At 42.1% G+C, this 13,712-nt stretch carries 15 protein-coding genes, 1 tRNA gene and 1 riboswitch; of the genes, 11 read left to right on the top strand and 5 right to left on the bottom strand.

The window, feature by feature from the left end; translation table 11 throughout:
• The 4 genes from rsxC to RH40_RS12445 all read right to left on the bottom strand — a co-directional run.
• On the bottom strand, positions 1-1,935 hold a 1,935-nt coding region (gene rsxC / locus RH40_RS12460; protein WP_009601886.1), incomplete at its 3' end, for an electron transport complex subunit RsxC.
• Between the two features lie 2 nt (positions 1,936-1,937).
• Positions 1,938-2,528, bottom strand: a complete 591-nt coding sequence (gene rsxB / locus RH40_RS12455; RefSeq protein WP_009601883.1) for an electron transport complex subunit RsxB — start codon at positions 2,526-2,528, stop codon at positions 1,938-1,940.
• Positions 2,528-3,109: an electron transport complex subunit RsxA gene (gene rsxA, locus RH40_RS12450; RefSeq protein WP_009601879.1), complete on the bottom strand. Its 582-nt coding sequence runs from the start codon at positions 3,107-3,109 to the stop codon at positions 2,528-2,530. The genes rsxB and rsxA overlap by 1 nt, the downstream gene beginning before the upstream one ends.
• Positions 3,110-3,402: 293 nt before the next feature.
• A tRNA-Asn gene (locus RH40_RS12445) sits at positions 3,403-3,478 on the bottom strand.
• A 240-nt stretch (positions 3,479-3,718) separates the two neighbouring features.
• Here RH40_RS12445 and uvrB point away from each other — a divergent pair.
• The 3 genes from uvrB to luxU all read left to right on the top strand — a co-directional run bounded on the left by uvrB (position 3,719) and on the right by luxU (position 7,658).
• Positions 3,719-5,749, top strand: coding sequence for an excinuclease ABC subunit UvrB (gene uvrB / locus RH40_RS12440; RefSeq protein ID WP_009601877.1), 2,031 nt, complete (start codon positions 3,719-3,721; stop codon positions 5,747-5,749).
• 185 nt (positions 5,750-5,934) lie between these two features.
• On the top strand, positions 5,935-7,317 hold the full coding sequence (gene luxO, locus RH40_RS12435; protein WP_009601876.1) for a quorum-sensing sigma-54 dependent transcriptional regulator LuxO: 1,383 nt from the start codon (positions 5,935-5,937) through the stop codon (positions 7,315-7,317).
• A complete protein-coding gene (gene luxU / locus RH40_RS12430) occupies positions 7,317-7,658 on the top strand; it encodes a quorum-sensing phosphorelay protein LuxU (RefSeq protein ID WP_009601875.1) in 342 nt (113 codons plus the stop codon). Before luxO ends, luxU begins: the two co-directional genes overlap by 1 nt.
• Here luxU and yvcK read toward each other — a convergent pair.
• Positions 7,644-8,531: a uridine diphosphate-N-acetylglucosamine-binding protein YvcK gene (yvcK, locus tag RH40_RS12425; RefSeq protein WP_009601874.1), complete on the bottom strand. Its 888-nt coding sequence runs from the start codon at positions 8,529-8,531 to the stop codon at positions 7,644-7,646. The genes luxU and yvcK overlap by 15 nt on opposite strands.
• 236 nt (positions 8,532-8,767) lie before the next feature.
• Positions 8,768-8,903: riboswitch (molybdenum cofactor riboswitch) on the top strand.
• Here yvcK and moaA point away from each other — a divergent pair.
• From moaA to RH40_RS12390, 8 genes are all read left to right on the top strand, one after another.
• Positions 8,892-9,878 carry a GTP 3',8-cyclase MoaA gene (gene moaA, locus RH40_RS12420; protein ID WP_009601873.1) on the top strand — a complete coding sequence of 329 codons (987 nt, stop codon included), beginning with the start codon at positions 8,892-8,894 and terminating at the stop codon, positions 9,876-9,878. It overlaps the preceding riboswitch by 12 nt.
• Before the next feature lie 71 nt (positions 9,879-9,949).
• A complete protein-coding gene (gene moaB / locus RH40_RS12415) occupies positions 9,950-10,474 on the top strand; it encodes a molybdenum cofactor biosynthesis protein B (RefSeq protein ID WP_009601872.1) in 525 nt (174 codons plus the stop codon).
• Positions 10,474-10,953 (top strand): cyclic pyranopterin monophosphate synthase MoaC, encoded by a 480-nt coding sequence (gene moaC / locus RH40_RS12410; protein ID WP_009601871.1) that lies wholly within the window; start codon positions 10,474-10,476, stop codon positions 10,951-10,953. The genes moaB and moaC overlap by 1 nt, the downstream gene beginning before the upstream one ends.
• On the top strand, positions 10,950-11,195 hold the full coding sequence (gene moaD / locus RH40_RS12405; RefSeq protein ID WP_009601870.1) for a molybdopterin synthase sulfur carrier subunit: 246 nt from the start codon (positions 10,950-10,952) through the stop codon (positions 11,193-11,195). The genes moaC and moaD overlap by 4 nt, the downstream gene beginning before the upstream one ends.
• Positions 11,196-11,198: 3 nt before the next feature.
• Positions 11,199-11,654 (top strand): molybdopterin synthase catalytic subunit MoaE, encoded by a 456-nt coding sequence (gene moaE, locus RH40_RS12400; protein WP_009601869.1) that lies wholly within the window; start codon positions 11,199-11,201, stop codon positions 11,652-11,654.
• A gap of 177 nt (positions 11,655-11,831) precedes the next feature.
• Positions 11,832-12,029: a nitrate/nitrite transporter NrtS gene (gene nrtS, locus RH40_RS20395; protein WP_081455014.1), complete on the top strand. Its 198-nt coding sequence runs from the start codon at positions 11,832-11,834 to the stop codon at positions 12,027-12,029.
• Positions 12,030-12,139: 110 nt separating this feature from the next.
• On the top strand, positions 12,140-12,556 hold the full coding sequence (locus RH40_RS12395; protein ID WP_009601868.1) for a CBS domain-containing protein: 417 nt from the start codon (positions 12,140-12,142) through the stop codon (positions 12,554-12,556).
• 186 nt (positions 12,557-12,742) lie between these two features.
• Positions 12,743-13,712: P-type ATPase actuator domain-containing protein (locus RH40_RS12390; protein ID WP_009601867.1), on the top strand; the 970-nt coding region annotated here is incomplete at its 3' end.

The following is a 13,712-nucleotide window of genomic DNA, read 5'->3' as shown; positions in this document are numbered from 1 at the left end:
GGCTTTTTTCGGGTCTTCAGTATCAGGTGCTGAAGCGTCTTGCGTGCTTTCTTGTTCAGCTTTGCGTGCTTTTGCTCTGGCAATAGCAGCGGCGACGGCGGCTTTTTTCGGGTCTTCAGTATCAGGTGCTGAAGCGTCTTGCTCAGCTTTGCGTGCTTTTGCTCTGGCAATAGCGGCGGCGACTGCATCTTTTTGAGCACTATCTTTAACTTCGGAAGTATTAGAATCTGCTTTTGCAGCTTTTTTTGCCCTCGCTTGCTGTTTTCGCTCTTCGCGGAGTTTCGACATTTCTGAATTATCTGGCTCAGCCATACCCGCTTCTAATGCAGCAGCTTGTTTGGCTTTTGCTCTTGCAATGGCTGCCGCTACTGCTGGCTTGGTTGAGTTTTGCGTTTCACTTGGAGGCGTATTTTTGGCTTTTACTCTAGCAATGGCTGCAGAAACAGCGTCATTACCTTCTGATACCATCTCTTTACGGCGAGACTCGGCCGCCTTTTTAAAGCGATTCTCACGTTTTTCCTTGTCTCGCTCCAAGCGGGCTTTCTTTTCCTCGAAACGTAATTTTGCCCGTTCTGCAGCTTCTTTTTCTTCACGATTAGTTCTAATTTCTGCTTTTGCTTGTCGATAATATTGAACAAGAGGGATCTCGCTTGGACAGACAAACGCGCATGCACCACATTCGATACAGTCGCCGATATGCAGTTCTTCGCATTTCTCGTAGTCTTTTGCTTTTGCATACCACTGTAATTGCTGGGGAAGTAATGAAGCAGGGCACGCATCAGCACATGCACTACAGCGTATACAAGCCATCTCGTTCTGGTCTGACGATATTTCTCTACGAGTAGGGGCGAGAATACAATTTGATGTTTTGGTAATCGGTACTTGTGAATGAGGTAATGTAAATCCCATCATAGGTCCACCCATGATCAATCTGGGTAGCTTTTTGTCTGCGGTATAACCGAATTCATCAAGTAGAGATTGCACAGGGGTTCCCAATAAAGCCCAGACGTTACGAGGTTGCTTGAATGTATTACCTGTCAGTGTAACTATACGTTCCACTAGAGGCTCTCCATTGATGACCGCACGTTTAATGGCGTATAAGGAGCCAACATTTTGCACAAGAATCCCTATATCCGCTGGAATTCCATTCGACGGAACTTCTAGGTTAGTTAAAATCTTTATTAGCTGCTTCTCGCCGCCGGAAGGGTACTTTGTCGGAATGACACGTATTATGATGTCTTTATCTTCCGCTGCGATTTCTAATGCTCGAATCGCCTCTGGTTTGTTATCCTCAATACCAATAACGGTTAGTTTTGGTTTTAGTATGTGCTCGACAATTTCAATGCCCTTGATTAGCTCGTCAGCATAGGTTCTCATTAACATGTCATCAGCGGTTATATAAGGTTCGCATTCTGCTGCGTTGATGATCAAAACTTCAGTTTTTGCCAGCCCAGACTGCACTTTTTTAGCGGTAGGAAATCCTGCCCCCCCCATGCCTGAAATACCGAGCATTCTTATTTTTTCAATGATCTCTTCGGGCGAGCGTTCCGCAAAGTTTGGCCAAGTCTCAAGCTCTGTCCATGCATCAGAGTGATCCGGCTTTAGAACGATACAAACTTCACTCAGTCCAGATGGGTGAGCTGTAGTTCTTGGCTCTATGGCTACTATCTGCCCTGAAGTAGGCGCGTGGATAGGAAGCATTAATCCTGAATCATACTTTGTCAGAGCTTGCCCTTTGAGTACTTTTTCTCCCGGAGACACGGTGAGGAGCCCTGGTTTACCGATATGCTGTCTTATCGGGAGGATAATTTCGTTTGGTATTTGAGAGCGAACGACAGCGCTAGATAGAGACTGAGATTTATTTTCAGCAGGGTGGACTCCTCCGGGGAAAGTCCAGAGAGCGCCGGATTTAATTTTTTCGATCAAAGACTGCATACTCACCCTTGCTCTGCACTTTTTTGGCTTGCCGTGGAATCGGTAATATTGACAATTGGGATTTCCCCCATTTGCCATTTCCAGTTAGCGGTTGTTGTCTCTACTGGGATCATTTCAATACAATCTGTTGGACATGGTGCCACACATAAATCACAACCAGTACATTCATCCTTAATTACGGTATGAAGCGCTTTTGTTCCTCCAACAATGGCATCCACTGGGCATGCTTGAATGCATTTGGTGCAGCCAATACACATGTCTTCATGAATGAATGCAACTGTCTTTACCTCATTACCTAAGTCATGGGCAGACTCGGTTGCTTCAACTCCCATTAAATCAGCGAGTTTTTCAATCGTTGCTTGTCCACCCGGAGGGCATTTATTGATATTGTCACCGTTGGCAATCGCCTCTGCGTAGGGCCTGCATCCAGGGTAACCGCACTGACCACATTGAGTTTGCGGTAAGATGTTGTCTATTTTATCGACGATAGGGTCTGCTTCTACTTTAAATTTAACAGAAGCGAAACCTAGAATAGCACCAAATATTGCGGCGAGCGCCGCGAGAGCTAAAATGGCGATTAAAATACCAGTCATTATAATTTTACCAAACCAGTGAAGCCCATGAATGCAAGTGACATTAGGCCTGCAGTGATCATAGCAATTGAAGCGCCTTTAAATGGTGCCGGAACATCTGCTGCTGCAATACGCTCTCTCATAGAAGCAAATAAGATTAATACAATTGAGAAGCCCAAAGCAGCACCAAAGCCATAGACGATAGACTCAATGAAGTTATGATTTTCTCTGACATTGAGTAGAGCAACACCTAATACGGCACAGTTTGTAGTGATCAAAGGCAGAAATATGCCCAGGAGGCGGTATAATGTCGGGCTGGTTTTATGCACCACCATTTCTGTAAATTGAACAACTACTGCTATCACAAGTATAAAGCTCATATTGCGAAGGTACTGCAGTGCTAGTGGTTCCAATATGTAGCTTTCTACTAAGTAGGAACAAACGGACGCTAAGGTCAATACAAACGTCGTCGCCAAACCCATGCCTATCGCTGTTTCTAGCTTTTTCGATACGCCCATGAACGGGCATAGCCCCAAAAAGTTTACCAGTACAAAGTTGTTGACTAAGACAGTCCCGATCAACAACAGAAAATATTCGGTCATAATTATTTAGTTTTAGATTCCGATGACGACATTATCCCGATTTGCTTGTTTAATGACAACCAAGTAGGGACGCGCACTTCCGCGTATGATTAAAAATTATACGCAATTGTTGTGTAAAAGTTGAATTGTATCGACCGCCTATTGACGAATTTGCTTCATCATCTGTAACGTCAATGATACTTCTCAGGTAGTATTGCTCTAATGCAATAGGAATCTTGTCAGTAAACGTGTTTGGCGAAATTGCATAGGTCTTACAAACAAAAAAGACGCCTAGTGGCGTCTTTTTTGGAATATGGCTCCCCCTGCGGGACTTGAACCTGCGACATACGGATTAACAGTCCGCCGTTCTACCAACTGAACTAAGGGGGAGTGGTTGCGCATGATGGTAGCTTCGCTTCTAAATCCTGTCAATATTGAAAATGTGAATCGCCATAAAAAAAATGATAAAAAAAACTTTATTTCTCTGAGAGCCTTACATTATAAGGCTCACCCTAACTTATCCACCAAAAATGTGGATAAGTTGCCACTAAGATTTTAGTTTACAGCTTGAGTCTGTACGTATATACAGCGACAATAAGCACGATAGCAAATAATGGGTAGTTAATAGTAATGAACAAAGTTTTTGACTTAGTCTCTGAATACAGTCCTGCCGGTGACCAGCCGCAAGCGATAGAGCAGTTGTTAGAAGGGCTAGAGTCTGGGCTCGCTCATCAAACGTTATTAGGGGTGACAGGTTCAGGTAAAACGTTTACGTTGGCCAATGTCATCGCATCAGCACAACGGCCAGCTATTTTACTTGCCCCAAATAAAACATTAGCAGCGCAGCTTTATGGTGAAATGAAGTCTTTCTTCCCCAATAATGCTGTTGAATATTTTGTTTCCTACTATGACTACTATCAGCCAGAAGCCTATGTGCCTACTACAGACACATTTATTGAGAAAGATGCGTCAGTAAATGCACACATCGAGCAGATGCGTTTATCGGCAACAAAAGCCCTATTAGAAAGAAAAGATGCGATCATTGTTGCCTCTGTTTCTGCAATATATGGACTAGGCGACCCAGAATCTTACCTAAAAATGATGCTGCATATTCGTCGAGGCGATTATATCAATCAAAGAGAGATTTTATTACGCCTTGCAGAACTTCAATACAGCCGAAATGATGTTGCATTTGAACGAGGACAGTTTCGTGTACGTGGTGAAGTGATCGATATTTTTCCAGCTGAATCAGAACAAGACGCAGTGCGTATCGAAATGTTTGATGATGAAGTGGATTGTATCAGTATTTTTGACCCTCTCACTGGAGTTGTAAAACAGCGTGATTTAGCCAGATATACCATTTATCCCAAGACACATTACGTTACCCCTCGTGATCGCATATTGGATGCTATTGAAAATATAAAGGTCGAATTATCAGCCAGACGTCAGTATCTTCTCGATAATAACAAGCTTCTTGAGGAGCAACGCATATCACAAAGGACTCAATTTGACATTGAAATGATGAATGAATTGGGCTTTTGCTCTGGTATCGAAAACTACTCTCGTTATTTAAGTGGGCGATTGGAAGGTGAGCCACCTCCAACACTTTTTGATTACTTACCTCATGACGGTTTACTTATTATTGATGAATCTCACGTGACTGTTCCTCAGATCGGTGCGATGTATAAAGGTGATCGCTCGAGAAAAGAGACACTTGTCGAGTTTGGGTTTCGTTTGCCATCGGCGTTAGATAATCGCCCATTAAAGTTTGATGAATTTGAATCGCTAGCACCACAAACTATTTTTGTTTCTGCAACTCCTGGAAATTATGAACTTGAGAAATCAGGGAGTGATATTGCCGATCAGGTTGTTAGACCTACTGGTCTCCTTGACCCAGAGATTGAAGTTCGCCCGGTTTCAACTCAAGTAGATGATCTTTTGTCCGAAATTCGCCTGCGTTCAAAAAAAGATGAGCGTGTTCTTGTCACTACTCTAACGAAAAGAATGGCTGAGGATCTTACAGAATATCTCAACGAGCATGACGTCAAAGTACGATACCTTCATTCTGATATTGATACGGTCGAAAGGGTTGAGATTATCAGAGACCTTAGATTAGGTGAATTCGACGTTCTAGTCGGTATTAACTTACTAAGAGAGGGACTAGATATGCCCGAGGTCTCGTTGGTTGCGATTTTGGATGCGGATAAAGAGGGCTTTTTACGCTCAGAGCGTTCGTTAATTCAGACAATAGGTAGAGCTGCAAGAAATATCTCAGGTAAGGCGATATTGTATGCAGATCGCCATACAAACTCGATGAATAGAGCTATAGGTGAAACAAACCGTCGTCGTCTAAAGCAACAGGCTTATAACGAAGAAATTGGCATTGTACCTCGTGCTTTGAAACGCAACATCAAAGACATTATGGAACTTGGTGATATGACTAAAAGTCGTTCACAGCGTGAAAGCAAGGTCGTGCCGTTATCTCAGGTTGCTGAACCTACGGTAGGTTACCAAAATATGTCGCCCCAGCAACTAGAGAAAGAGATAGCTAAGTTAGAGACAGAGATGTATCAACATGCCCAAGATTTAGAGTTTGAATTGGCGGCGGACAAGCGCGATAAGATTGATACCTTGCGTAAGCAATTTATCTCCAATAGTTGAATCGATGTAATAGTTCTGCCGCCTATTAGGTATGCAAATGCAACCAGATCAACAATAAAATGAGATATATGTCGTCATTTTCACTCATCTGAAGGTGTTTGTATTGCAAATTGCAAATTGCAAAGCGCAATGCAATGATTTAGACAAAATGCAATAAATGCCTTGGCTAGGTTATGCAACAAATTATGAATATTAAAAGTTCAAAATATCTATTGATGGTAGAGGATACTGCGTCTGTCGCAGCGCTCTATCGGTCGTACCTTACTCCTTTACAAATTGATATCAATATTGTTGGAACAGGGCATGAAGCAATCGACAGTCTAAATTTTCGTAAGCCAGACTTGATTCTGTTGGACTTACGTCTTCCTGATATGACAGGGATGGATGTCCTATATGCCGTTAGGGAAAAAACGCCAGATGTTCCCGTCATATTTATGACAGCGCATGGTTCAATTGACACAGCAGTTGAAGCAATGAGACATGGTGCACAAGACTTTCTAATCAAACCTTGCGAAGCAGATAGATTGAGGGTGACGGTTAACAACGCACTGCGTAAGGCCGATAAATTAAAAAATGATACGGACAGTTCCAATAGTCAAGGTTATCAGGGATTTATTGGTAGTAGCCAAACAATGCAAGCCGTATATCGGACGATAGATTCTGCAGCGGCAAGTAAAGCTAGTATCTTTATTACAGGTGAGAGTGGCACTGGCAAAGAAGTTTGTGCGGAGGCCATCCACGCGACGAGCAAGCGCCGTGATAAACCGTTTATTGCTATCAACTGTGCAGCTATTCCCAAAGATTTGATTGAAAGTGAGCTATTTGGTCATATTAAAGGCGCGTTTACCGGAGCTGCGACTGATCGGCAAGGTGCTGCTGAGCTTGCCGATGGAGGTACTCTTTTCCTTGATGAGCTTTGTGAAATGGATCTGGACCTTCAAACTAAATTACTACGTTTTATTCAGACGGGTACCTTTCAAAAAGTTGGTTCATCTAAAATGAAAAGTGTCGATGTTCGATTCGTTTGTGCAACGAATAAGGATCCTTGGCTTGAGGTAGAACAAGGGCGCTTTAGAGAAGACCTTTATTATCGTTTGTATGTTATCCCGCTTCATTTACCGCCACTAAGAGAGCGTGGTGATGACGTAATAGAAATTGCCTATTCCTTGTTAGGTTTTATGTCAAAAGAAGAGGGTAAAGGTTTCATTCGGTTAGAACCCGAAGTCGTAGAACGTTTTTCTCGTTATGAGTGGCCGGGTAATGTACGCCAGCTTCAAAATGTATTGAGGAATGTTGTTGTTCTTAATAACGGAAGAGAAATCTCTCTTGAAATGCTACCTCCTCCATTGAATCATACACCTAGCCTTGATATTTATCCGGCTAATTCTCAAGAAAAAGTCGTTTCAGTACAAGATATCTTTCCTCTTTGGTTAACTGAGAAAAATGCTATCGAGCAAGCAATAGAAGCTTGTGATGGTAACATTCCCAAAGCAGCTGGATATCTTGATGTCAGTCCTTCTACGATATATCGAAAGTTGCAAGCCTGGAACAGTAGAGAAGTCTCCTAGTGGAAATCATTAATCAAAAGCAAGTTGATCGCTTGGCGGCTGAGATAGGCAAAGAAAATGTCCCAGTATTGCTAGAGATATTTCTTAATGAGTTAGCAGGGTATGAAAGCACACTACTATCTCTAGAAGGGCAAGAACAACACGCCTACTTGACAGAGGTTAGCCATGCACTAAAAAGTAGCGCGGCAAGTTTTGGGGCTGATGCTTTATGTAACTACTCTATTTTGTTGGATAAAAACGCAAAATTAGGAGAGCAGCTATCAGCGCCAAGCTGTAAAAAAGAGATGCTCGATTTACTTAAAAAGACTCACGCGATATACCAAAATCTATTCTCTCAATAATGCCTCTATAGCATCCCTTAGTTTCGACCTATCGTGTCGCCAGGCTCGATTAGGCGAAGCTAAGCTTACACTTCTATAGTCGTATGAAAGGCCATCTTTTTTGTCGCCTTCTCCCAGAACGACATCGATATGTCGTCCCTGGCAGGCTCGCTGGCACCAGTCGAGTTTTTCACTAAGTGTCATCTGGTTTGCTGGTCCCTTCTCAGGCGCTAGATTCTCGATAAATATAAGCTTTGCTTTGGCGTTATCACGAATTGCTTCACCGACTTCTCTAAGAAGTAGAGGAGGCATAATACTGGTAAGGAAACTTCCTGGGCCAAGTATAATCGCAGTTGCTTCTTCTATTGCGACTATGGCTTCCGAAGTTGCGGGAACCTCAGGGTCTAGCTCCAAACGAGCTAATTTTTCGGGCATTTCATCAATTTTAGTTTCTCCTGTGACCCATTCACCGAGCGTCGACTGACCTCTTAAATCTGACGGATGCTCTGACATCGGAATAATATTGATATCTACTTTGAGCATGTCTCTGATCAGGTTAGTTGCATCTAGTGGTCTTACTGATAAATTATCAAGTGCTGTGAGCATCAGGTTACCAAGATTGTGTCCGTTAAGTTCACCTGATCCTTTAAATCGATATTCAAACATCATTGAACTGATGGTTGGGGCCGTGATCAATTGGTTGATACAATTTCTAGTATCTCCCCATGCTATTCCACCTTGGCAGTTCCGGATTCGACCCGTTGAACCACCATTATCTGTTGTCGCGACAATACCCGTTGCATTAGAGCCAAACTCTTTCAAAGCAGCCAGTATTCTTCCTAGCCCATGGCCTCCACCTATTGCTACGATTTTATTCTTAGAGTAAATTGCCATTATTTCTGATCTTTATCACGGGGTTAAACTTGCTGTTAGAGTATGCCATTTCTGCGAAATACTCAAAGTGGCATTGTGACCTCTTGATTTTTATTATCAATAAATGCTCTATTCCAGCAGACTCGATACGCTTTGAACTGAGGGGTTGGATTGGCTTGTGAACACATAAGTAATTTAAAAGTGACATGAGTATATGAGCAATACGTTTTAACTTTGCTTTTATCAATAAATTTTGATAATCGCCATAACTCCGAATTCTATCGACTAAGTTCATGAGAATATGTGTCTAGAATCAGTGACAAACTGTCACGAAGGCATGGTTGGAAATGACCATGCCTCCTGTGTTTGGAAAGGTGTTGAATGGCACAACAATTTGAAGACAAATTTTGTCGTAAATTTTCGTATTTACGTCTTTCGGTAACAGACGTTTGCAACTTCAAGTGCAGCTATTGTTTACCGAATGGTTACAGACCTGATGGAATAAAAAGTCGGTTCTTATCTCTTTCAGAAATAGAGCGGGTTGTACGTGTGTTTGCTGATTGTGGCACTTCCAAAGTAAGAATTACTGGGGGTGAACCAAGTATGAGAAAAGACTTTGTTGATATTATCCACTCGGTTGCGGCGATCCCTAGGATTTCTAAAGTAGCGACAACGACCAATGGTTATCGAATGGAGAAGCAAGTAGAGCAGTGGAGAAATGCGGGTCTAACGGATATCAATGTAAGTTTGGATAGCCTAGAGCCTCGGATGTTTCGCCTTATCACAGGTGAAAATAAATTTAGACAAGTGATGAATGGTATTGAGAAAGCATTTGAAGTTGGCTTTGCCAAAGTAAAGGTTAACGTTGTATTGATGAAGGAGCATAATGCGAAAGAACTTCCGTTGTTTTTGGAATGGATCAAAACTAGGCCCATTCAATTGCGTTTCATTGAGTTAATGCAAACAGGTGATATGGATGAGTTTTTCAACAAACAGCACGTTTCCGGCGCATCTATTTTGAACCATCTTATCGCCAATGGCTGGATTCTTGAAAACCGATCACAAAATGATGGACCTGCACAGGTCTACTCTCACCCTGACTACCGAGGTGAAATTGGATTAATCATGCCATATTCAAAGGATTTCTGTAGTAGTTGTAATCGTTTGCGAGTATCAGCTCTTGGTAAACTTCATATGTGCTTATTTGGTGATTATGGCGTTGAACTGCGGGATTTATTGCAAAGTGATGAACAAAGAGACGCTTTAGTAAAACGAATTCGAGCACAATTAAACAATAAATCTGTGAGTCATTTTCTTCAGGATGGTCACACAGGTATGACGCCTCATCTAGCATCGATAGGCGGGTAATTTAAGGGCTTTAAATCGCGAAAGTATCGGCGCATACCGCTGACATTTTTGCAGACATGGATAAATAGATAATGGTTCATAAAGAAAGGCAATTTACACCAGCTAACATTGTTGTATTAACAGTCTCTGACACACGTACAGAGGAAAACGATACATCGGGGTCCTATCTAAAACAAGCAGCCGAAGAAGCTGGACATACGGTATTAGAAAAAGTGATTTCGATAGATGATATTTATAAAATACGTGCCATTGTTTCAGTTTGGATTGCCGATGACAATATTCAAGCTGTTTTGGTGACAGGTGGGACAGGTTTTACTTCAAGAGACAGTACTCCCGAAGCACTGATTCCTTTATTTGATAAGCATGTAGAAGGCTTTGGTGAGCTGTTTAGGGCGGTATCATACGAAGAAATTGGAACATCTACGATTCAATCTAGAGCCCTTGCTGGTTTTGCAAATAACACGGTGATATTTGCGATGCCAGGTTCTACGGGAGCTTGTAAGACAGGCTGGACGAAAATAATAAAACAGCAGTTAGATTCAACGCATCGTCCTTGTAATTTTATGCCTCATCTGGTGAAAGGTGGCTTAATTTAATGGCTAAATTAACTCACATTAATTCTAAGGGAGAGGCTCATATGGTTGATGTGTCCTCGAAAGATGAAAGTATTCGTGAAGCCAGAGCAGAAGCTGTCATACACATGAAACCAGAAACACTGTCAATCATTATGTCAGGGCAAAATCACAAAGGTGATGTTTTTGCAACTGCGAGAATTGCTGGTATTCAGGCGGCCAAAAAAACGTGGGACCTCATTCCATTATGTCATCCTTTGTTGTTGTCAAAAGTAGAAGTTAATCTTTACGCAGATGAGAAATCTCATCAAGTAAGAGTTGAATCTTTGTGCAGGCTCTCCGGTAAAACGGGGGTTGAGATGGAGGCACTAACAGCGGCATCAGTTGCTGCTCTTACTGTTTACGATATGTGTAAAGCAGTCCAAAAAGACATAGTTATTGGTCAGATTCGTTTGCTTGAAAAGCAAGGAGGAAAATCTGGTCACTTTAAGGTAGAGATATGATACAAGTACTTTTTTTTGGTCAAACACGAGATCTTATTGGGGTTGATGAGTTATCTCTGTCTGGGAAGTTTTTAACGGTTGAAGATATTCGAGTTGAACTATCCAAAAGGCCCGGAAAGTGGGCTTTAGCACTAAATAAAGAAACGACACTTTTTGCTGTGAACCAAACAATGGTATCAAGTGAACATGCCGTGAGAGAGGGAGATGAGGTCGCTTTCTTTCCTCCAGTCACAGGAGGATAAACATTGAGTATCAAAGTTTCAGTTCAAGTTGAAGATTTCTCTGTGTCATACGAACACCAATGTCTATCTGAAGGATCTCACTCTGGCGCCGTAGTCACTTTCTGCGGAAATGTAAGAGATATGAATTTGGGAGATTGTATAAAGGGGCTAACTCTTGAGCACTATCCCGGAATGACAGAAAAAATCATAAATCATATATGCTCAGAAGCTATATCTCGCTGGAGCATAGAAAAAATAAGAGTCGTTCATCGAGTTGGAGAGTTAAACGTTGGTGAGCAAATTGTTTTTGTAGGTGTTGCCAGCGGGCATCGTCGCGAAGCATTTAGTGCTTGCGAGTTTATTATGGATAACTTAAAAACCCGGGCACCTTTCTGGAAGAAAGAAAGAACAACAGATTCAACTCGATGGATTGATGCACGTAGTTCGGATAGTGATGCTGTATTGCGATGGGATAAATGATTTGATTGACCCTTGTGGAGTATTGAGCCCCAGAATGAATGCTACTGTTAAACTTGTTATCCACATTCCTTAGCATCTCGAGGTTACTTAGGTATATGTTTTCTGACGGTGCTGGAGACACATTCAGGCCAAATATACGTATACTTATGCTAGTGCTTTAAAACATTTTGAGATGCCATGACTTTTCGTTTAATTAGGCGGGCTTTCTTCATCGCCCTTGTTGTAGGCAGTATACTTAATGTCATCAATCAATATGACGCGTTCTTTGGTGAAGAGGTTATAAGGCCGATACAGGCTGCACTCACCTATTGTGTTCCCTTTTGCGTATCATTATTTAGTGCTTGGTTAGCGAGCAAAGATTCACACACTCAATAGCGTGATAGGGAGCACCTATTAAAGAAATATTCTATTTCAATTGTGTAAAATCAGAGAATTAGGCAACACTTACTCTATCGATAGTGCGCTTTTAATTACAGGAGCTTCACATGGAATCATTAAGAGTCAAAGATTATATGTCCCTCAAAGCGGTCACATTTTCCCCAGAGATGTCTTTGAGTGCAGCTCTGGACAAAGTGCTGACATCAAATTACCTTGGTGGACCGGTTTTGAATGACAGAAATGAAGTAATAGGCTTTCTGTCGGGACAAGATTTATTAGATAAGCTGATTAAAGTCAGTTACTACTGCCAAGATACTCATACAGTCGCGGATTGCATGTACCCTGAGGTTTTATCGGTTACTTCAGATACTTCGATCATCGAGCTTGCCGATATGATGAGAGTTGGAAAACCGAAAGTATATCCTGTGATCGATTCGGGGCGTTTGGTTGGTATCATCACCCGGCGTGATGTGCTCAAAGCCATCGGAAAAAATATTGACGATTGTTTTCAGCACCCGGTCTAACACTGTCCTCACCATTCGTGCCTCGGCATAGTTTATGGCGCTCTGTCACAGGGTGCCTTTCCCTCCTCTTAACAAATACTAAGTCGTCTAATATCTATCAAAAAAGAATTTTAAAAATAATACTTGACCTTGAAGCTTACTCTAAGGTTTACACTTTGATTATATATCGTCATAGGAGGTAGCCTCATGGGTAGTAAACATCAGGCATGTTGTTCAAGTGATTTAGGTTTAGGTGTCGAAAATCAAACAAGTTGTATTAGCCACACACCAACGAAAGCGACAGAGTCTGGCTGTTGTGAATCAAACGCGGGTGCTGAAAAACTCGAAGATAATCCAAATAAAGAGCTGAATGCAGGTTTGGTGAATCATAGCTGGATCATCAATGGAATGGACTGTCCTTCTTGTGCTAGGAAAATTGAGACAGCTGTAAAAAAGGTCACAGGTGTTGCGGAAGCTCGAGTTGCCTTTGCTACCGAAAAACTATTGATAAAAGCGAATAATGAAAACGTACTTCGTGAAGTGGAACAAGTGATAACTGAAACGGGGTTTTCCTTTAACTCTCAGTCTGATAAATCACTGAATGATTCAAAAAGTCGCTGGCATCTCCTCTTTGATGGTAACGTAAATATTATAGCCATCTGTTTTGCAATGATGGTGGCAGCGCTGACCAAAGAAACGTTCCCTGAATTCAGTAATGGACTGTTTACTTTGACATGTTTAGCTGGCCTGTATCCAATAGTAAAAAAAGCCTTTGCACTCGCACGCTCAGGTACTCCTTTTGCGATCGAGACGTTAATGAGCGTTGCTGCGATTGGTGCCTTATATTTGGGAGAGACAGCTGAAGCTGCAATGGTACTATTGCTCTTTTTGATTGGTGAAAGACTTGAAGCATTTGCGGCGTCAAGAGCTAGAAGCGGTGTTCAAGCATTAATGGAATTAGTTCCTGAAAATGCAGTGAAGATCGTTGAAGGAAAGCGAATTGAAGTTGCAGCAAGTGACTTGCAGCCAGGTGATATTATTGAAGTTTCTCCCGGCTCTCGTTTACCAGCAGATGGTCTGTTAATGGAAACTCCCGCGAGCTTCGATGAAAGTGCTTTAACGGGAGAGTCGATACCAGTAGAGAAGTTGGTCGGAGCATCAGTGATGGCAGGGGCTG

The organism is Vibrio caribbeanicus ATCC BAA-2122 (assembly GCF_000165125.1).
Classification (GTDB): Bacteria; Pseudomonadota; Gammaproteobacteria; order Enterobacterales; family Vibrionaceae; genus Vibrio; species Vibrio caribbeanicus.
The sequence above is the reverse complement of the archived record's forward strand: the minus strand, read 5'-3'. Positions and strand labels throughout refer to the sequence as shown.